This is a genomic window from Belnapia sp. AC561 (genome assembly GCF_979252845.1).
The window spans coordinates 54,816-72,896 of sequence record NZ_CEEDBP010000016.1; the positions used below are offsets into that span (position 1 = coordinate 54,816).

Sequence of the window (18,081 nt, forward strand, 5' to 3'; positions counted from 1 at the left end):
GGACTGCGATTCCATGGCACGCTGGTTGAAGACAAGCATCTCCGCCGCCGACAAGGCCGATGCGGATACCAAGGTCCGCGGCATCGTCGAGGGCCTGCTGGCGGATATCGCCAAGCGCGGCGATGCGGCGGTACGCGAGTATTCGGTGAAGTTCGATGGCTGGGACCGCGCCGACTACCGGCTGACCGATGCCGAGATCAAAGCCTGCCTCGATGAACTGACCGGCCAGGACCTCGAGGACATCCGCTTCGCCCAGGCGCAGGTCCGCAATTTCGCCGAGCATCAGCGCGCGGCGCTGAAGGATATCGAGGTCGAGACGCTGCCCGGCGTGGTGCTCGGGCACAAGAACATCCCCGTCAACTCGGTCGGCTGCTACGTGCCGGGCGGCAAGTATCCGCTGCTGGCTTCGGCGCATATGTCGGTGGTGACGGCCAAGGTCGCCGGCGTGCCACGCATCGTCACCTGCGCGCCGCCCTACCACGGCAAGCCGGCGCCGGCGATCGTCGCAGCGCAGCACCTCGCGGGCGCGGACGTGATCTACTGCCTCGGCGGCGTGCAGGCGGTGGGTGCCATGGCGCTCGGGACCGAGAGCATCGCCAGCGTGGACATGCTGGTCGGCCCCGGCAATGCCTTCGTCGCCGAGGCCAAGCGGCAGCTCTATGGCCGGGTCGGCATCGACCTGTTTGCCGGGCCGACCGAGACCCTGGTCATCGCCGACGAGACGGTGGATGCCGAGATCTGCGCGACCGACCTGCTCGGCCAGGCGGAGCACGGCCCGACCTCGCCCGCCATCCTGCTGACGGATTCGGAGAAGCTGGCGCGGGAGACCATGGCCGAGATCGAGCGGCTGCTGACCATCCTCCCCACCGCCGAGGTCGCGCGCCAGTCCTGGCACGACTACGGCGAGGTGATCGTCTGCGACAGCCTGGAGGAGATGGTGGCCGAGGCCGACCGCATCGCCTCGGAGCATGTGCAGGTGATGACGCGGAACGATGACCTCTTCCTGCAGAAGATGACCAATTACGGCGCGCTCTTCCTCGGCCCGCGCACCAATGTCTCCTTCGGCGACAAGGTCATCGGCACCAACCACACCCTGCCGACCCAGGGTGCGGCGCGCTACACAGGCGGGCTCTGGGTCGGCAAGTTCCTCAAGACCGTGACCTACCAGCGGGTGCTGACGGATGCGGCCAGTGCCGGCATCGGCGAGGTCTGCTCCCGCCTCTGCATGCTGGAAGGCTTCGCCGGTCATGCCGAGCAGGCCAATGTCCGGGTGCGCCGCTACGGTGGCCGCAACATCCCCTATGCGACGGCGGCGGAGAAGATCCGATGAGCTTCGACCTTATCCTCCGCAACGCGCGGCTGCCGGATGGCATGGCGACCGATATCGGCATCGCCGGCGGGCTGATCGCGGCACTGGTGCCGAACCTCGAGGGCGAGGCCGCCGAGGTGGTGGATTGCGGCGGCCGGCTGGTCTCCCCCGGTTTCGTCGAGACGCATATCCACCTCGACAAGACCTGCACCATCGACCGCTGCGCCTGCGAAACCGGCCGCTTCCCGCACCGGGCGATGGAGCGGACCAGCGCCATCAAGTCCACCTTCTCGGTCGAGGACGTGACCGACCGCGCCAGCCGCACCCTGCAGAAATGCATCAGCCACGGCGCCACCACCATGCGGACCCATGTCGAGGTGGACCCGCTGGTCGGCCTCCGCGGCTTCGAGGGGGTCAAGGCACTGGTCGAGGCCTACAAATGGGCCATCGACATCGAGATCTGCGTGATGCCGCAGGAAGGCCTGTTGAACAACCCGGGCACCGATGAGCTGATGGTGGTGGCCCTCCGCAATGGCGCCCGCGTCGTTGGCGCCGCGCCGAGCTACGACAGCGATCCGGCCGGGCAGATCCGTCGGGTCTTCGAGCTGGCGCGGGAATACGACGCTGACATCGACATGCATGTCGACAGCGGCTCCTCGGCCGCGCATCTCGACACGCGCCTGGTCTGCGACCTGACGGAGCAATACGGCTGGGGCGGCCGCGTTGCCTGCGGGCATCTGACCAAGCTTTCGGTCATGCCGCTGCTGGAGCTGGACGCGATGGCCAAGCGCATGGCCGATACTGGCGTGGCGCTGACGGTGCTGCCCTCGACCGACCTCTACCTCGGCGGCCGCGACAAGGACCATCGGGTGGAGCGCAGCGTCGCCGATGCCAATCGGCTGCACCGGCTGGGCGTCACCTGCTCGATCTCCTCGAACAATATCCTCAATGCCTTCACCCCGATGGGTGACGGCCAGCTCATCCGCATGGCCAATCTCTATGCCAATGTGGTGCAGCAGGCGATGCCGGATGCGCTGCGCGATACCTGGGGCATGTTCACCAGCAACTCCGCCAAGTTGCTGCGCAAGTCCGACTACGGCATCGCAGTCGGCAATCCGGCCGACCTGATCGTGGTCGATGCGCCCGATCCGGTGGCGGCCATCCGCGAAATCGCGCCGACGCTGATGGGCTTCAAGCGCGGCCGCCGGACCTTCACGCGGACGCCGGTGGTGCTACACAGGCCGCAATAGGGCAGGGGACTCGCAAGAACATGGCCACGCGCCGCATCGGCATCATCATGCATGGTGCCACCAGCCGCATCGGCACCACGCAGCACCTGATGAACAGCCTGCTGCCCATCCGCGCGGAGGGCGGGCTGCCGCTGGCCAATGGCGACCGGCTGATGCCCGACCCCATCCTGGTCGGCCGCACCGCGGACAAGCTGGAGGCGCTGGCCAAGCGCCTCGGCGTTACCCGCTGGACGACGGACCTCGATGCGGCGCTAGCCAACCCGGAGGACGAGCTCTTCTTCGAATGTGCCTTCGGCGGCGGGCGGCCCGAGCTGGCGCGCCGGGCGCTGGCCGCCGGCAAGCATATCTATCTGGAAAAGCCGGTCGCCGAGACACTGGCCGAAGTGGTCACCCTGCGCGCCGATGCCGAGGCGGCCGGCCGCAAGCACGCCGTCATGCAGGACAAGATCCACCTGCCGGGCCTGGCCAAGCTGAAGACCGTGCTGAACCTCGGCAGCCTCGGCAAGCTGCTGTCGATGAAGCTGGAATTCGGCTGGTGGGTCTTCGACGGGGAGCATATCCCGGCGCAGCGCACCTCCTGGAACTATAAGAAATCGACGGGTGGCGGGCTGGTGCTCGATATGTTCCCGCACTGGCGCTACGTCATCGACCACCTGTTCGGCGCGCCGACCGCGCTCACCTGCCACATGCGCACCGCGCAGCCGAAGCGCTGGGACGAGCAGCACCGGCCCTATGACGTGGATGTCGAGGACGAGGCGCGCGCCATCCTCGAATTCCCCGGCGGCGTGGTCGGGGAGATCTTCTCCAGCTGGGCGACGCGCATCCGCCGCGACGACATGCTGGTGGTGACCGCCGAGGGCACCCAGGGCTCCGCCGTCGCCACCCTGCAGCAGTGCTGGACGCAGTCGCTCGCCAATACGCCGAAGCCGGTCTTCCCGGTGCAGGCGCCGCAGACCATGGAATTCCGCAGCCAATGGGCGGAGGTGCCCGACATGGTCCCCTTCAAGAACAGCTACCGCCAAGCCTGGGAGCTGTACCTGCGCCATATCGTCGAGGATGCGCCGAATACGGCCTCGCTGGCGCAGGCGGCACGCGGGCTGCAACTCATCGAGGCCTGCCACGAAAGCCATAACGCGCGGCGCTGGGTCGACCTGCCCGCCCTGGAGGGATGATCCCGTGAATAGCGTCACCGACCGCCGGCTGCGGTTCCGCAAGGTCCTCGAAGGCCCCGTCTGCGTCCATCCCGGCTCGGTCTTCGATCCGATGTCGGCCCGCATCGCCGAGGAGATCGGCTTCGAAGTCGGCATGTATGCGGGGTCCACCGCCTCGCTCACCGTGCTCGGCGCACCGGATCTCATCGTCCTGACCCTGTCCGAATTCGCCGAGCAGGCGCGGCGCATCTGCCGCGCGGTAAAGACCCTGCCGGTGCTGGTCGATGCCGACCACGGCTACGGCAATGCGCTGAACGCCATGCGCACCTGCGAGGAGATGGAGAATTCCGGTGTCGCCGCCATGACCCTGGAGGACACCGTGCTGCCGCGGCCCCATGGCGATGGCAAGGTGACGCTGATCTCGATTGAGGAAGGCATGGGCAAGGTCCGCGCCGCGCTGGCCGCGCGCGACGATCCCTCCTTCTGCATCGTTGCCCGCAGCGGCGTCGTCTCGGTGAATGGCATCGAGGATGCGGTCGCCCGCACCCGAGCCTATACCGCCAGCGGCGCCGATGCGCTATTCTACACCGGCATCAAGACCCGCGCCGAGCTGGATGCCGTCTCGGCGGTCGCCACCCTGCCGATCATCGTCGGCGGTGTTGAGGGTACCGAGATCAACGACAAGACCTACCTCGCCGCCCGTGGCGTCCGCGTCGCGCTGCAGGGCCATCAGCCGATCATGGCGGCGCAGGCGGCGGTCTATGCCACCTTGAAGGCGCTGCGCGACGGGGTGCAGCCATCGGGGCTGCCTGGTCTGCCGACCGGTGGGCTGATGGGCCGCATCACCCGCGAAGGCGACTATAAGCGCTGGACCAAAGACTACCTCGAAGGGAAGTGAAGCCATGTCCAACGAAGCCGAAAGCCCCTTCCAGACGCTGCATGAATTCGTCAAGGAAGCGAAAGGCCGCCTGAGCCCGGGCAACTGGGACTACCTGGTCGGCGCGACCGAGACCGAGACGACGATGATGCGCAACCGCGCCGCCATCGACAGCCTCGCCTTCCGGCCGCGCGTGTTGCGCGACGTCTCGAACATCGACCTGTCCGGCCGCTTCCTCGGCAAGCCAATCACCCTACCGATCATGCTCGCCCCCGTGGGCGGGCTCGAGAATTTCGATCCCGAGGGTGGCGCCCCCGCCGCGCGGGCCGCGGCCGAGTTCGGCGTGCCGATCATGGTCTCGTCCGTCTCCATGCCGGGGCTCGAGCCGATGGCCGCAGCAGGGAAGGGGCCCAAGGTCTTCCAGCTCTATGTCCGCGGCGACAGCGCCTGGATCGACGAGGTCGCCAAGCGCGCGATCGACAACGGCTACGACGCCTTCTGCTTCACCGTCGATACCGCCATCTACAGCCGGCGCGAGCGCGACATCGCCAAGCGCTTCGTCAAGCCCTGGCGCGCCCGCGCCACCGGCCAGCATTTCCAGGCGGCGCTGAACTGGGACGAGATCAAGCGCTTCAAGGACAAGTACGACATCCCCGTCGCGCTCAAGGGCATCGCCACCGCGGAGGACGCGGCGATGGCGGTCGAGCATGGCGTCGAGATCGTCTATGTTTCGAACCATGGCGGGCGGCAGCTCGACCACGGACGCGGCTCCATCGCGGTGCTGCCGGAGGTGGTGAAGGCGGTCGAGGGCCGCGCCAAGGTCTGGGTCGATGGCGGCTTCGTCCGTGGCTCGGACATCGTCAAGGCGGTCATCCTCGGCGCCGAACTGGTCGGATTGGGCCGCATGTACTGCTATGCCCTGGCCGCAGCCGGCGAGGCCGGCGTGGCGCAGATGTTCAAGCTGCTGGAGACCGAGGTGCATGAGGTGCTGGGCCTGCTCGGCGTCACCAGCTTCGGGCAGCTGGATGGCAGCTACCTGCACCCGGTCGCGCCGGTGGTCCAGCCGCATGTGCACAGCAGCTTCCCGCTGACCAATCTAAGCGATCCCGGGTATCGGTGAAGGCAAGGTTGGGGGAGTACCTTCCCCCAACCCCTCTTATACCCCCGCCGCATACCCATCCCGCTGCGGATCGGCGCCGCCCTCCGGCACGCCGTCCCACAGCGAAATCCCATGCACGCCGGCGAAGGCGTAGCTCTGGTAGCTGCGCTTCGTCGCATGGCCCTCCGCCTGCAGTGCCTTCTCCACCTCACGGGGGATACGGTTCGAAAGATCCACCGTCTCGCTCGTTGCCGAGAAGCGCGGCGCGCTCACCGCTTCCTGCATACCCATCCCCCAATCCAGCAGGTTCAGCAGCACCTGCATGACCGCGACGGTGATCCAGGCCCCGCCCGGTGCGCCGAGCGTCGCGACCGGCCGCGTCCCTTCCAGCACGATGGTGGGGCTCATCGAGGAGTAGCGCCGTTTGCCCGGGGCGATGGAGCCCGCCCGGCCCGGCCGCGGATCCATCCAGTTCATCGCCCCGTTCAGCATGAAGCCGGTCCCCGGCGGGATGACGCCGGAGGGCACCGCCAGCGTATGCGTCATCGAGACGACCATCCCATCCGCATCGGTGCAGGAGATATGCGTGGTATTCGGCGCATCGCTGACGGCCCGCACCAGGGAAGCGCGCTCGCCGGCCCGGATGCGCGCCGCCAGCGCATCGGCATAGGCATCCGAGAGCAGCATCCCGACCGGCACCTTGCGGAAGGCGGGGTCGCCGACATGCGCCTCTTTGTCGAGTCCGGCCAGCTTCATCGCCTCTGCCACCACCGCGATATAGGCGGGCGTGTTGTGGCCCAGCGCGACCAGGTCGAAACGCTCCAGGATCCGCAGCATCTCGCCCACCACCACGCCGCCGGCCGGCGGTTCCGGCAGTGCCACGGTGAAGCCGCGATAGGGAACCTGCAGCGGCGCGCTCGCCACCGCGCGGAAGCCGGCGAGGTCAGCCAGCGACAGCAACCCGCCCTTGGCTTCCATGTCCGCGACGATCCGCCGCGCCAGCCCGCCGGTGTAGAAATCCTCGGCCCCGTCGCGGCCCAGGCCGCGCAGGGTGGCCGCGAGCGCCGGGTTGCGCACCATCTCGCCGAGGCGCTTCGGCGTGCCGTCCGGCCGCAGGTAGAGCGCCCGGCCTTCCTCGGTATATCCCAGCTTCTCGACATAGCTGAGCCGACCGTAGGGCCGCTCATCCATGGTGAACATGGCGTTCACATGCGGCCGGATGATCCAGCCCTCCTCGGCGAAACCGATGGCCGCATCGAATAGTGCTGCCCAAGGCTTCCGCCCGAGCCGCGCATGCGCATCGGCGAAGACCCGCAGCGCCCCCGGCACCGTCACCGCCAGCGGGCCGCGCTCGTTCACGTAGCCCTTCACCCGATAGCCGAAGCCATCGGCACATTCGCCCTCGAAATCCGCGGCCCACATCTCCTCCCGCGCCGCGCCGGGGCAGGTGCCGAGCCCATTGAGGACGAGATGCGTGCCCGTCGCCGGATCGAAGACCTGCAGGGTTGCGATGCCGCCGATGCCGCACATCATCGGATCCACCACGCCCTGGGTCAGGGCGCAGGCCAGCGTGGCATCCAGCGCATTGCCGCCGGCCGCCAGCATCGCCGCCCCGGCCTCCACCGCCTCGGGCTGCGGGGCGACGATCATGGCGCGCGGGACGGGCAGGCGGCGGGCGGGGCGGGGCATGGGCGCGTCTCCTCTTGGCGAGGCAGCTTCGCGCCGGCACCATGCCGCCCGCAATACCCCCGGGAGAGTCCATCATGCGCCTGCTGCTTGCCGCCCTCTCGCATGAGACCAATACATTCTCCCCGGTGCCGACCCCGCGGGAGCGCTTCTGCCGTACCGGCGGCACGCTGTTGGAAGGCCAGGCGGCGATCGACTTCTACCGCAATACCGGCACCTGCCTGGGCGGCTTCCTGAAGGTGGCGGAGGAAGCCGGCGCCGAGGTCACCATGTCCATCGCCGCCCATGCCCCGCCCAGCGGCAAGGTCGAGGCCACGGCCTATGAAGGCTTCTGCGACAGCATCTGCGCGGCGGTTGCCGCCGGCGGCTACGACGGCATCCTGCTCGACCTGCATGGCGCCATGGTCGCCGAAGGCTTCGACGACGGCGAGGGCGAGCTGGTCCGCCGCATCCGCGCCATCGACGGCACCACGCCCATCGCCATCGCCTATGACATGCACGCCAATGTCCATGCGGCCATGGTCGAAGGCCCGGTCGTCACCTGCGGCTACCACACCTATCCCCATATCGATCAGGCCGAGACCGGCGAGCGCGCCGCCCGCATCCTGCTGCGGGTCTTGGCCGGGGAGGTGAAGCCCGCCACTGCCTGGGCCCGGGCGCCGATGCTGCCGCATGTCATGGCCCAGGGCACCCATGCCTTCCCGAACCGCGAGCTGCAGGCACTATGCGCCGGCTGGGAAGCCAGCGGCCGGGCGCTGGCCGCAAGCCTCTATGTCGGCTTCCCGCATGCCGACATCGAATACGCCGGCCTCTCCGCCGTTGTCACCACCGACGACGACCCGGCCGCGGCCCAGGCGATGGTGGCCGAGTTGATCGACTTCGCCTGGAAGGCCCGGCAGGACTTCACCTTCATGCCGGAACCGCTGGCCGACAGCGTCGCCCGGGCCAAGGCGGCCGGCGCAACCAGGGCGGAACTGCCGGTGGTCCTGCTCGACCACTACGACAACTGCGCCTCCGGCGGCACCATGGACACGACCGAGACCCTGGCCGAGATCCTCCGCCAGGGCCTGACCGATGTCGCCTTCTTCGGCATCTGCGACCCGGAGGCGGTCGCCGCCTGCCAAGCCGCGGGCATCGGCGCCACCGTCACCCTGGCGCTCGGCGGCAAGCTGCCGATGCCGGCGCTGCCGCAATCCTCGAAGCCGCTGAGCGTGACCGGCCTGGTGAAGACCATCTCGGCCGGAACCTTCGTCACCAAGACGGGGCTCTCGCCGGGGCTCAAGGTCTACATGGGCCCGACCGTCGTGCTCGATACCGGCGCCGTCGAGATCGTGCTGGTGACCCGGCAGATCGAGCCCGTCTCGCCCGACATGTTCCGCATCCTCGGCATCGAGCCGCGCGACAAGCGCTACCTGGCGATCAAGAGCCGGGTACATTGGCGAGCCGCGCTCGGTCCGCTGGCGCGCGAGATCGTCGAATGCGCCGGCATCGGTGTCTGCACATCGGACTACAGCCAGCTGAAGTTCCGGAACGTGCGGCGGCCGATCTACCCGCTCGACCCCGGCGCCAATGGCCCGACGACCTGACAGCCGAGGCCAGGCATGAGCGGTACCGAAGGCTATGCGAACGAGGCGCCGGCGCTGCTCCGGCAGTATGAGGCGCTGGACTTCGCCACAGTGCATCGCCGTATCCTGCACTTGGTGCCCGCCGTGCCTGCCCGCGTGCTGGATATCGGCGCCGGCACCGGCCGGGACGCCGCCGCCCTGGCGGCGCTCGGCCATAGCGTCGTCGCGGTGGAGCCGACCGCCGAGCTGCGGATCCAGGCGGCGCTGCTGCACCCATCCCCGGCCATCACCTGGCTGGACGACAGCCTGCCGGAGCTTGCCGCCGTCACCGGCAGCTTCGCCCTGGTGCTGCTCACCGCCGTCTGGATGCATCTGGACGCCATCCAGCGCGCCAGGGCCATGCCCCGCGTCGCTGCGCTGGTCGCCCCTGGCGGCAGCCTGGCGATGACCCTGCGGCATGGACCAGTCCCGCCCGGCCGCCGTATGTTCGACGTCCGCGCGCCGGAGACGATGGATCTCGCCGCCGCGGCCGGCCTCGGCCTGACCCTGCTGCTGGAGGATCAGGCCGAGACCCGACCCGGCATCACCTGGACCCGGCTGGCCTTCACACGCCCGGACTAGGCTGTTGCTTCTTCGCGTGATGCACGACTTCCCGTGAGACCGCCCCCGCCAAGCCCGGTCTCGCTCATTCGCCTGGGCATCACTCCGCCGCCCGGAGCCGGTCCCACCAGGCGCATTCGCCCTGCATGAGGGTATGGTTGCCCGGCAGCACCTGCACCGGGGCGCGTTCCCCATGCGCCGCCGCCTGCAGCTTCAGCCGCTGTGCCTCGGCCCGCATCTCCGGCGGGCCCCAATTGCGCTCATGCCCCCAGAGGCTCGGGCCCGAGGTCATCTCCACCGGCTGCCAGCGGCCGACATCCACGGTGCGGCCGCCCCAGCCGTATTCGACCATGAAGCCGCCCGGGGTGCGGGCGTAGAAGCTGGTCATGAAGTCGTTCGTATGCCGCCCCAGCGTGGTGGCGACGCGGCCTTCCTCCAGCTGCGCCAGGTCGTAGCCCTGGCCGACGTCGTCGAGGTTGAACAGCTCGACCATCAGATGGTGCAGCCCGGCCGTGCCGGTCTCGATCAGGGCCAGCGAGTGGTGCCGTGCATTCACGTGCAGGAAATAGCCGGTGAATGGGTTGGTGACGTAATCGGAAACCCGGAAGCCCAGCAGATCGCGGTAGAAGGCCAGCATCGGCGCGACTTGCTCGACCATCAGCACGGCATGGCCCAGGCCCAGCGCGCCAGTGCGGAAGCCGCTGAGGCAGCGGCCGGGTGCGAAGGGCGCGTCGGTACGCTCGGCGCCATGCACGATCTCCAGCCGGTTGCCGGCCCGGTCCTGGGTTACAATCAAATCCGCCACGCGGCGCTGCGCCGCCAGCCCAGCATTGCCCCAGGCGACCCCGACGCCGGCCTCCTCCAGCCGTGCCGCCAGGGATTGCAGGGCCGCCGCATCCGCGACTTCCCAGCCGAAGAATCCTGCCCCGTCCCGCGCGCCCGGCGTCACCACCAGGCGCTGCCTGCGGTCGTCCATGCGGAAGACGAGTTGGGCGGCGCTGCGCTCGGCCAGTTGCAGTCCGAGCAGGCGGGTGCCGAAGCCGGCCCAATCCTCCGGGCTGGTGGCCTCGATCCCGACATAGCCCAAGGCCTGGATGGACATGGCACTGCTCCCATCGCTTTGGGGGCGGATGCTAGACTTTTCCCCCCGGCCAGCGGAACGGGCTTCAATGGACCAGCTTCATCTCCGGGATGGACTCGCTGGCGACCCAGAAGCGGCTGATGCTATCGGCATGGACGGCACGCGCCGCGGCATCCGCCTCGGCCCGGGGCGAGGCTTCCAGGTCGAAGTGGTCGTAGCGGTTCTCACCGCGCACCAGGGTCGCCGACAGCCGCGTCGGCCCGACATGCTTCACCCGCGCCGGGATATAACTGATGCCGAGGCCGATCCGGTCCTGGCCGGAGCGGTTGGGCGCCGAGGCATGTAGCGCCAGCGTGTCATGCAGGGAGAACTCGCCGGGCTTGAGGATGATCGGCACCGCCGCACGCTCCTCGACCGGGGCCGCCACGGTCTGCCCACGGGACAGCATGACGCGCGGATCCTTGCGATCGGCATGCGGCAGCTGCCCGTGCTTGTGCGAGCCGGGCAGGACGGTGACGCAGCCGCTCTGCTTGTTGCTCGGCGTCAGTGCTACCCAGGCCGTCACATGCTCATGCGGCGCCAGGCCGAAATAGGTCGCGTCCTGGTGCCAGGGCACGAAGCCTTCCGTCCCCGCCGGCTTCCACCAGAGCGTGGTGTGGAAAACCAGGATATCCGGCCCGATCACATCCTCCACCGCATCGAGGATGGCGGGATGCCGCACCAGCGCCGCCGCCCAAGGGAACAGCAAGTAGGGCTTCACCCGGGTCGAGGGCTGGCGGATGCCGGCTTCGGACTCCGCCCGTTCCGCCTGGCCGCAGCAGCGGCGCACGTCCTGATGCCAGGCCTCGGCCTGGGCGGCGGAACAGGCGGTCAGCGGCGTCACGTAGCCATCCCGGCGATAGCGGGCGACGGAATGTTCATCGAGAACCTTGCCCATCCCACGGCCTCCATGCTGCGGCGCGATCATAGGCCCGGTGCGCAGCGCGGCGCCATCTGCATGCTGCGGCGCAACGCGCGGGAGATGTCACGCCACACGGGACAGAACGTGCAGCAGTCCCGCAGGATGGCACATGACGCCATTCATCAATACTGAGCTTTAGAAGTACAAAAAGTCAACTATTCGAATTTGGCGAAATATAAGTTGAGGCTATTGTTCGTATACGCGCAGCATCCGGCCGCCCCCGGGACTTGTCCGGTGGATGGAGACCGACCCGATGCGCAACCCATTGCCGCTTATGCCATGCCTGGCCATCCTGCTCATTCCTGGGTTGCCAGCCCTGGCGCAATCCCGCCCCCCCGCGCAGCCGATCAGCCTCGGCCTGCCGCCGGAGGCTGCGGAAAAATCGAGCATCGGCTTCGTCGATGTCCCGATGCCCGAATGCCGCCCGCTTTATGCCTCCGGCATCCAGCAGGTGGGCCCGCCGACGGCCGATCCGGAGAAGCAGACCCAGGGCATGGTCGTTGCAGGCTATGCCTGTGATGCGCGGCGCTGAGCGGCGTGACCTTGCCGGGGCTGGAGTCCAGCGCGCGGCTCTGGGACTTCCTGCTGGGCTATCTGGTCGTGCTGGCCACCCCGGGGCCCAATCTGCTCGTCATCGGCGGCGTCGCGGCGATGCGCGGGATGCGCGGCGCCTTGCCGCTCTGCCTCGGGGTGGCGCTCGGGGCCGGGGCGTTGAGCGCGGCGATCGCCGCCACCATCGGGGCCGGCGGCGGCAGCGCCGCCTGGAATGCCGGTTGCCGGCTGCTGGGGGCAGGGCTGCTGCTCTGGGTCGCCTGGTCGGTGGCGCGGTCCCGCCCGCCTGACCCGGCCACGCTGCGGGACCGCGCCGCCCGCACCGCCGAATTCGGTGCCGCCTTCTGCACCGCCGCGACCAATCCGCTGACCGCCGCCTTCTTCGCCGCGCAGTTCCTCGGCCCGCTCTCGGCCGGCGGCAGCCTGCGTGTCATGGTTCCCGTCTCCGTGGCGACGGCCGCGCTGGTTTTCTTCCTCGCTGTGGCCGGGCTCTTCGCCCGCCCGGCCTTCCGCGGCGCGGCGCTGGCCTGGCACCGGCCCATCCGCCTCACCGCGGCGATCGCCCTGGTGCTGATGGCCGTCTCCGTCGCCTCGCCGGTGCTGGCCTGAAGCCGGCTCAGGCCGCAGCGGGCGCCGGCACCACCCACAAGGCCCGCGCCAGCCCGCGCAGCCCGCCATCGGCGCCGAAGATCGCGGTGCCGGCATGGCGCTTGCGGCCTTCCTGTCCGATCTGCCAGCCGATGACGATGCAGTCCTCGCCGACCGCGACGGGGCCACGCAACTCGCCGGCGATCCGTCCGAGCAGCATCCGGCCCGGTGCCACGTTCACGGTGAAGGCGAAATGCCCGGCGCAATCCAGGGCCGACCACAGATAGACCGGGTCCACCGCGCCATCGGCCCCGGCGAAGCTGGCGGCCGGCCGCCACCGTGCCGCCGAGAGTGCCGGCCGCCCCGGCACCCGCCCGGTGAAGACGCGCAGCCCCACCCCTTCCGCCAGGGCGGAGCCGCAGACGAAGCACTGGCCCTCGCTATGGCTGAATGGTCCATCGAGGAACCAGCGCGTCGCCTCCGCCGCCTCGGCCGGGGAGGGCGGCGCCGGTACGTCCAGGGTGAAGTCCACCGGCCGTGCCTCGGCGACCACTTGGCCGGCGGCATCGCGCGCCTCGACCCGATCCTCGCCACGCACCACCTCCAGCCGCACGTCCAGCGGCCAGCCCCGCCGCAGCGTCACCTCCACCGGCTGCCGGCCGAGCAGCGCCGCCATCCGCCCGGCGACATAGCCGCCGTTGCCGACGCCCGGCGGGCCACGGAACCGCGCCGCGATCGCCGCTATCCGCTCAGCGGGCCTCGGCCGGGGTGGAGGTACCGGGGCCTTCGCCGACGATCAGCAGCACCGCGGGTTCGTCCTTGGCGCCGTCGTAATGCACGCCACGGCCGTAGTGGGTGACGAAGCCGCCGGCCGGCACCGGCACCGTCGTCTCCGGGCTGAAGCGGGGGCCGGTGCCCATCCACCAGGTGCCCGAGAGCACGGTGATGAAGCGGTCGTTGGCGTGGAAATGCGGCCGGCTCATGTGGCCGGGCAGCCAGCGCACCATCACCGCGTAGAAGCCGGGCTTGGAGGGGTCGCCGACCAGCACCGCCTGCTGGTTGCCGCCGGCGGTGACCGGGCCCCAGGGGATCTGGTCCGGCAGGCGGAAGGCGATCGCCTTCGGGTCCAGCTCCGCCCGCGCCGGCGCCGTCGCCGCACCCGCGAGCCCAAGGACCAGCCCGCAGGCCAGCATCACGCGCATCATCATCGTCTCAGGCTCCTTCCGCCGGGTCGTACAACACGCCGGAGGCGGCGAAGCCGCCATCCACGTTCAGCACATGGCCGGTGATGAATCCCGCATCGGCCGAGCAGAGGAAGGCAACGGCCGCCGCGATATCCGCCGGCACCGCATAGCGCTGCAAGGCCATGCGCGAGAGGAAGGCGGCCTTCTGCTTCGGTCCATGTGCGGTGCGCGCCACCTGGGTCGGGCCCGGTGCCACGCAATTCACCAGGATGCCATGCGGGGCCAGCTCCATCGCCAGCACCTGGGTCAGGCTGATGATGCCCGCCTTGCTCGCCCCATAGGCCGCCCGCCCGGTGCCGCCGCGCTGGCCGGAGACGGAGGAGGTGGTGACGATCCGCCCGCCCCTGCCGCCTCGCACCATGGCCCGCGCCGCCGCCTGGGCAGTGACGAAGCAGCCGGTCAGATTGGTGCGAAGGATGCGCTCGAAGGCGGCGCGGGTCATCTCCAGCGCCGGGACGCGATCGGTGATACCGGCATTGCAGACGGCGATGGTCAGCGGGCCGAAGGCCTGCTCCGCCGCGGCGACGGCCGCCGCCGCCTGCTCCTCCTCCGCCACGTCCAGGGCGAAGCCCTGCGCCCGCTGCCCGGCTGCGGTCAGCCGCGCCGCCACCGCCTCGGCCCGCGCCGCGACGATATCGGCGACCAGCACGGCGGCGCCCTCGGCGGCCAGCCGCTCCGCCATCGCCTCGCCCAGCCCGGCGCCGCCGCCGGTGACGAGGGCGACCTGCCCGGCGAATCTCACGCCGCATCCTCCTCGATGGCGATCACCCGCGCCGGCGCGCCGTCGCTGTCCGGCAGCTTCACCGGCAGGCCGACGAAGAGACACCGTGGCGCCCGCAGCGCGCCGGTATTGCGCAGGTATTCGAACATGATGACCCCCTGCTTCAGCAGGTGGAAATGCGTGACGTGTTCGGGCAAGGGCGGCCGCGCCTCGCCGGTCAGGAAGAAGCGGATGCAATAATCCTGAGGGAAGTCGAAGCCGATCGCCTTGATGCCCGCCTCGCGCAGCCAGATCGCGGCCTCCGCCGTCATCCAGGGGGCACGGGACCAGAAGCCGGGGGTATCGATATCGGCCCGCTCGTCCCAGCGGGTCTTCAGCAGGGCGATGTCGCCGCGCCGAAGATGCGCGCCCGCGGCGGCGATCCGGTCCCCGGTGATCGCGGTATTCTCCGGCACGTCGGAGAGGTCGAGCACCGCGCAATCGCCGACCGTCATCTCCGGCGTGATGGCATCGGTCGTGAAGCCTTCCGGGTCCACGTGGCGGGGGCTGTCCATATGGGTGAAGCCATGCAGATTCCAGCCGGCCCAGGTGCCCTGGCCCGCACCATCCTCGTGCCGCTTCAGCAGCTTCCGGTCCACCGGCCAACGGAAATGCCCGGTGGTGACGGTGGCGGAGAGATCGACGATCCGGCGCGTCATCATTGGTCCTTCCAGGGTCGTTCCTGCCACAGCCGCCGCAGCTCCGCGGCCTCGGCCTGCACCAGCGTGGTGAAGCCCGCCGCATCCATCCGCCGCAGCGGCTGGTAGAGCCGCGCCGCCTCCGCCTGCCAGGCGGGATCATCCATCACCGCCAGCAGCGTCGCCGCCAGCCGGGCCCGGATCGATGCCGGCGTCGCCGCGGGCAGGGCCAGGCCGCGCACCACGCCGCCAATCAGGTCGAAGCCCTGCTCGCGGAAGGTCGGGATATCGGGTGCCAGGCTGCTGCGCGCCGGGGCCGCCTGCGCCACCGCCCGCACCTGGCCCTGCTTCACCAGCTCCAGGCTCTCCCCGATGTTCATCGCGGCCACGGTGATATGCCGGCCCAGCAAGGCGGTGATGGTCGGCGCTTGGCCGGCAAAGGGCACATGCACCATCGGCGCCCCGGCCAGCCGCTCGAATGCCATCATCAGCAGATGGTCGTCCGAGCCGATCCCCGCCGTGCCCACCGCCACCTTGTCCGGATTGGCCCGCACATGCGCCGCCAGATCGGCCGCTGTCCTCAAGGGGCTGTCGGGCGCGACGAAGAAGCCGCCCGGGTCATCGACCACGCTGCCGAGGAAGGCGAGATCCTCCAGCCGGTAGCGCGGCGAGCGTTCGATGGTGATGGTCTGCAGGCTGGGGACGATCACCACGCCGATGGTCAGCCCGTCGGGCGGTGCCATGGCGAGCGCGGTATAGCCCACCTCCGCCCCGGCCCCCGGCCGGTTCAGCGCGACGAAGCGCGCGCCCGGCAGATGCTTCTCCAGATAGGGGATCATGGCGCGCACCATCACATCGGTGCCGCCGCCGGGCGGAAAGGGGATGATGAAGCCGATCGGCCGGTCACCGGGCCAGGCCTGCGCGCCGGCCGCCATGGGTGCTGCAGCGAGGCCGGTGGCCATGAGGCTGCGGCGTCCGAATTGCGGCATGGGTTGTTTCCTCCGTGATGGAGGCTAGCGCTGGCCAGGACACAAAGGAAGCAAGGCGGGGGAAGGTATTTCCCGGCGCATGCCGCTATTCCTTTGCATCCGGCCAGCCGTAGAGGGCAGCCGGATTCTCCACGAGGATGCGCCGGCGGGTGGCGTCGTCGGGAACCCAGTGGCCCAGCAGATCCAGCAGTTCCGCCTCGTCGATCGGATAGGCCGGCGGGTTCGGATGCGGCCAGTTGCTCGCCCAGAGCACCCGGTCCGGGGCCGTGCCGATTGCCGCCCGGGCAATCTCGGTGACGTCCCGGTAGTCCGGCGGCCCACTGAGGGAGGAGTTGTACGGCGCACTGACCTTCAGCCAGACCCGCCCCGTTTCCAGCAGCCGAAGCAGCGCCCGTACCGGCTGGCTGGACGGAGCGCCTGGCGGATGAAAGCGGCCGATATGGTCCAGTACCACGGGGCAGGGCAGGGCGCGCAGCATCGCCTCCCGGCCCGGCAATGCACTGCCATCGAACTGCAGCTGCACATGCCAGCCGAGCGGCGCCACCTTCGCCGCCACCGGCCCCAGCGCATCCCATCCCTGCGGCGCCCCGCCGAGCATGTGGAAGCGTGCGCCACGGGCTCCGGCCGCGTGGAATGCGGCCAGTTCGGCCGGCGTGGTCTCCGGCGTCACCACCACCACCGCCCGCGCCGCATCGCCCAGTGCCGCGACGGCATCAAGTGTGCAGCGATTGTCGGCGCCATAGCTCGTTGGCTGCACCACCACCACCCGCTGCAGGCCCAGCCGGGCCATCAGCGCCCTGTAGGCCGGCACATCGGCCCCGACCGGCGTGGGCCGGCCGCCATTGGTCGGCGCCAGCGGATAGGCCGGCCCATAGATATGCATATGCGTATCGCAGGCCCCGGGGGGTACGGGCAGTTTCGGCCTCGCGGGCATCGGCTGGGCTCCTTCTGCCGATCAGTGAAGGCGCATGGACCCTGGCTGTCCATCCACCGCTGGCCTCGGCGCTCCCGCTGCGGCAGGCTTGCCCTCCGTGACCCGAGGAGAGGCCGCTTGACCCCATCCCCAGCCCCGGCCAGCCTCCGTGGCACCGTCGTCTTCGACCTCGGCGGCGTGTTGATCGATTGGGACCCCCGCCACCTCTACCGCAAGCTGTTTCCCGGCGACGCCGCCGGCATGGAACGCTTCCTTGCCGAGGTCTGCACCGGCGCCTGGAACCTGCAGCAGGATGCCGGCCGCCCCTGGGCCGAGGCCACTGCCGCGCTCAAGGCCGAGTACCCGGCCCAGGCCGCGCTGATCGATGCCTTCCACCGGCGCTGGCCCGAGATGATCGCCGGCCCGATCGCCGGCACCGTCGATATCCTGGCCGAGCTGAGGGCCGCCGGGACGCCGCTCTATGCCCTGACCAATTGGTCCGCCGAGACCTATCCGGTGGCGCTGGAGCGTTTCCCCTTCATGGAGTGGTTCCGGGGCGTCGTCGTCTCCGGCCAGGAGAAGCTGATCAAGCCGGATCCGCGCATCTATCGGCTGCTGGTCGAGCGCCACGGCCTGCGGCCTGAGGACATCGTCTATATCGACGACAATGTCCGGAATGCCGCGGCCGCCACCGCGCTCGGGATGCATGGCATCCACTTCACCGGCCCGCCGGCGCTGCGCCAGGAACTGGTCAGCCTCGGGCTGCTGCGGCACTCTGGCTGAAGCCGGGCCAACCGGCGACAGGAATGCCGGGAGGA

At 69.8% G+C, this 18,081-nt stretch carries 19 protein-coding genes; 10 read left to right on the top strand and 9 right to left on the bottom strand.

Translation table 11 applies throughout. The annotated features are described in order from the left end of the window. The first annotated feature begins 13 nt into the window (after window positions 1-13). Genes hisD through AC0IW9_RS14895 form a run of 5 tightly spaced genes read left to right on the top strand, consistent with a single transcriptional unit; the run spans window position 14 to window position 5,707 of the window. Window positions 14-1,330, top strand: coding sequence for a histidinol dehydrogenase (hisD, locus tag AC0IW9_RS14875; protein ID WP_471649051.1), 1,317 nt, complete (start codon window positions 14-16; stop codon window positions 1,328-1,330). Then, window positions 1,327-2,559 (top strand): amidohydrolase family protein, encoded by a 1,233-nt coding sequence (locus tag AC0IW9_RS14880; RefSeq protein ID WP_471649052.1) that lies wholly within the window; start codon window positions 1,327-1,329, stop codon window positions 2,557-2,559. The genes hisD and AC0IW9_RS14880 overlap by 4 nt, the downstream gene beginning before the upstream one ends. Before the next feature lie 20 nt (window positions 2,560-2,579). Beyond that, window positions 2,580-3,731, top strand: coding sequence for a Gfo/Idh/MocA family protein (locus tag AC0IW9_RS14885; protein ID WP_471649053.1), 1,152 nt, complete (start codon window positions 2,580-2,582; stop codon window positions 3,729-3,731). A 4-nt stretch (window positions 3,732-3,735) separates the two neighbouring features. Continuing rightward, window positions 3,736-4,608 (top strand): isocitrate lyase/PEP mutase family protein, encoded by an 873-nt coding sequence (locus AC0IW9_RS14890; protein WP_471649054.1) that lies wholly within the window; start codon window positions 3,736-3,738, stop codon window positions 4,606-4,608. 4 nt (window positions 4,609-4,612) lie between these two features. Next, complete coding sequence (locus AC0IW9_RS14895; protein ID WP_471649055.1) at window positions 4,613-5,707, top strand: alpha-hydroxy acid oxidase; 1,095 nt, start codon at window positions 4,613-4,615, stop codon at window positions 5,705-5,707. Window positions 5,708-5,743: 36 nt separating this feature from the next. On the opposite strand, the gene AC0IW9_RS14900 is transcribed toward AC0IW9_RS14895, so the two are convergent. Beyond that, on the bottom strand, window positions 5,744-7,375 hold the full coding sequence (locus AC0IW9_RS14900; protein ID WP_471649056.1) for a gamma-glutamyltransferase family protein: 1,632 nt from the start codon (window positions 7,373-7,375) through the stop codon (window positions 5,744-5,746). Window positions 7,376-7,449: 74 nt separating this feature from the next. Between AC0IW9_RS14900 and AC0IW9_RS14905 the strand changes: the two genes are divergently transcribed. Together AC0IW9_RS14905 and AC0IW9_RS14910 are read left to right on the top strand one after the other, a co-directional pair. Continuing rightward, window positions 7,450-8,958 (top strand): M81 family metallopeptidase, encoded by a 1,509-nt coding sequence (locus tag AC0IW9_RS14905; protein ID WP_471649057.1) that lies wholly within the window; start codon window positions 7,450-7,452, stop codon window positions 8,956-8,958. A 15-nt stretch (window positions 8,959-8,973) separates the two neighbouring features. Continuing rightward, window positions 8,974-9,558: a class I SAM-dependent methyltransferase gene (locus tag AC0IW9_RS14910; protein ID WP_471649058.1), complete on the top strand. Its 585-nt coding sequence runs from the start codon at window positions 8,974-8,976 to the stop codon at window positions 9,556-9,558. Window positions 9,559-9,637: 79 nt separating this feature from the next. Here the strand turns inward: AC0IW9_RS14910 and AC0IW9_RS14915 are convergent, their stop codons facing one another. Then, a complete protein-coding gene (locus AC0IW9_RS14915) occupies window positions 9,638-10,639 on the bottom strand; it encodes a VOC family protein (protein WP_471649059.1) in 1,002 nt (333 codons plus the stop codon). Between the two features lie 64 nt (window positions 10,640-10,703). Then, the gene (locus AC0IW9_RS14920; protein WP_471649060.1) at window positions 10,704-11,555 is read right to left on the bottom strand and encodes a phytanoyl-CoA dioxygenase family protein; all 852 of its coding nucleotides are present in this window, start codon (window positions 11,553-11,555) and stop codon (window positions 10,704-10,706) included. 277 nt (window positions 11,556-11,832) lie between these two features. Between AC0IW9_RS14920 and AC0IW9_RS14925 the strand changes: the two genes are divergently transcribed. Both AC0IW9_RS14925 and AC0IW9_RS14930 read left to right on the top strand, forming a co-directional pair. Next, complete coding sequence (locus AC0IW9_RS14925) at window positions 11,833-12,111, top strand: hypothetical protein (protein ID WP_471649061.1); 279 nt, start codon at window positions 11,833-11,835, stop codon at window positions 12,109-12,111. Window positions 12,112-12,116: 5 nt separating this feature from the next. After that, on the top strand, window positions 12,117-12,740 hold the full coding sequence (locus tag AC0IW9_RS14930) for a LysE family translocator (protein ID WP_471649062.1): 624 nt from the start codon (window positions 12,117-12,119) through the stop codon (window positions 12,738-12,740). 7 nt (window positions 12,741-12,747) lie between these two features. Here AC0IW9_RS14930 and AC0IW9_RS14935 read toward each other — a convergent pair whose 3' ends face one another. The 6 genes from AC0IW9_RS14935 to AC0IW9_RS14960 all read right to left on the bottom strand — a co-directional run bounded on the left by AC0IW9_RS14935 (window position 12,748) and on the right by AC0IW9_RS14960 (window position 17,233). After that, the gene (locus AC0IW9_RS14935; protein WP_471649063.1) at window positions 12,748-13,395 is read right to left on the bottom strand and encodes a hypothetical protein; all 648 of its coding nucleotides are present in this window, start codon (window positions 13,393-13,395) and stop codon (window positions 12,748-12,750) included. 73 nt (window positions 13,396-13,468) lie between these two features. Continuing rightward, on the bottom strand, window positions 13,469-13,927 hold the full coding sequence (locus AC0IW9_RS14940) for a cupin domain-containing protein (protein ID WP_471649064.1): 459 nt from the start codon (window positions 13,925-13,927) through the stop codon (window positions 13,469-13,471). Window positions 13,928-13,931: 4 nt separating this feature from the next. Then, window positions 13,932-14,705 carry an SDR family NAD(P)-dependent oxidoreductase gene (locus AC0IW9_RS14945; protein WP_471649065.1) on the bottom strand — a complete coding sequence of 258 codons (774 nt, stop codon included), beginning with the start codon at window positions 14,703-14,705 and terminating at the stop codon, window positions 13,932-13,934. After that, window positions 14,702-15,385, bottom strand: a complete 684-nt coding sequence (locus AC0IW9_RS14950) for a cyclase family protein (protein WP_471649066.1) — start codon at window positions 15,383-15,385, stop codon at window positions 14,702-14,704. The genes AC0IW9_RS14945 and AC0IW9_RS14950 overlap by 4 nt, the downstream gene beginning before the upstream one ends. Next, entirely contained in the window at window positions 15,382-16,350 is a 969-nt protein-coding gene (locus AC0IW9_RS14955; RefSeq protein ID WP_471649067.1) for a tripartite tricarboxylate transporter substrate binding protein, read from the bottom strand. Before AC0IW9_RS14955 ends, AC0IW9_RS14950 begins: the two co-directional genes overlap by 4 nt. Window positions 16,351-16,435: 85 nt before the next feature. Beyond that, entirely contained in the window at window positions 16,436-17,233 is a 798-nt protein-coding gene (locus tag AC0IW9_RS14960) for an amidohydrolase family protein (protein ID WP_471649068.1), read from the bottom strand. Between the two features lie 168 nt (window positions 17,234-17,401). Between AC0IW9_RS14960 and AC0IW9_RS14965 the strand changes: the two genes are divergently transcribed. After that, window positions 17,402-18,046 (top strand): HAD family hydrolase, encoded by a 645-nt coding sequence (locus AC0IW9_RS14965; RefSeq protein ID WP_471649069.1) that lies wholly within the window; start codon window positions 17,402-17,404, stop codon window positions 18,044-18,046. The last annotated feature ends 35 nt before the right edge of the window (window positions 18,047-18,081 follow it).

Coding starts and splice junctions, on each gene's coding strand:
- AC0IW9_RS14940 (WP_471649064.1), bottom strand. CDS start 13,927: ATGATGATGCGCGTGATGCTGGCCTGCGGGCTGGTCCTTGGGCTCGCG.
- AC0IW9_RS14910 (WP_471649058.1), top strand. CDS start 8,974: ATGAGCGGTACCGAAGGCTATGCGAACGAGGCGCCGGCGCTGCTCCGG.
- AC0IW9_RS14950 (WP_471649066.1), bottom strand. CDS start 15,385: ATGATGACGCGCCGGATCGTCGATCTCTCCGCCACCGTCACCACCGGG.
- AC0IW9_RS14915 (WP_471649059.1), bottom strand. CDS start 10,639: ATGTCCATCCAGGCCTTGGGCTATGTCGGGATCGAGGCCACCAGCCCG.
- AC0IW9_RS14935 (WP_471649063.1), bottom strand. CDS start 13,395: ATGGCGGCGCTGCTCGGCCGGCAGCCGGTGGAGGTGACGCTGCGGCGG.
- AC0IW9_RS14905 (WP_471649057.1), top strand. CDS start 7,450: ATGCGCCTGCTGCTTGCCGCCCTCTCGCATGAGACCAATACATTCTCC.
- hisD (WP_471649051.1), top strand. CDS start 14: ATGGCACGCTGGTTGAAGACAAGCATCTCCGCCGCCGACAAGGCCGAT.
- AC0IW9_RS14960 (WP_471649068.1), bottom strand. CDS start 17,233: ATGCATATCTATGGGCCGGCCTATCCGCTGGCGCCGACCAATGGCGGC.
- AC0IW9_RS14880 (WP_471649052.1), top strand. CDS start 1,327: ATGAGCTTCGACCTTATCCTCCGCAACGCGCGGCTGCCGGATGGCATG.
- AC0IW9_RS14925 (WP_471649061.1), top strand. CDS start 11,833: ATGCGCAACCCATTGCCGCTTATGCCATGCCTGGCCATCCTGCTCATT.
- AC0IW9_RS14895 (WP_471649055.1), top strand. CDS start 4,613: ATGTCCAACGAAGCCGAAAGCCCCTTCCAGACGCTGCATGAATTCGTC.
- AC0IW9_RS14885 (WP_471649053.1), top strand. CDS start 2,580: ATGGCCACGCGCCGCATCGGCATCATCATGCATGGTGCCACCAGCCGC.
- AC0IW9_RS14955 (WP_471649067.1), bottom strand. CDS start 16,350: ATGCCGCAATTCGGACGCCGCAGCCTCATGGCCACCGGCCTCGCTGCA.
- AC0IW9_RS14900 (WP_471649056.1), bottom strand. CDS start 7,375: ATGCCCCGCCCCGCCCGCCGCCTGCCCGTCCCGCGCGCCATGATCGTC.
- AC0IW9_RS14920 (WP_471649060.1), bottom strand. CDS start 11,555: ATGGGCAAGGTTCTCGATGAACATTCCGTCGCCCGCTATCGCCGGGAT.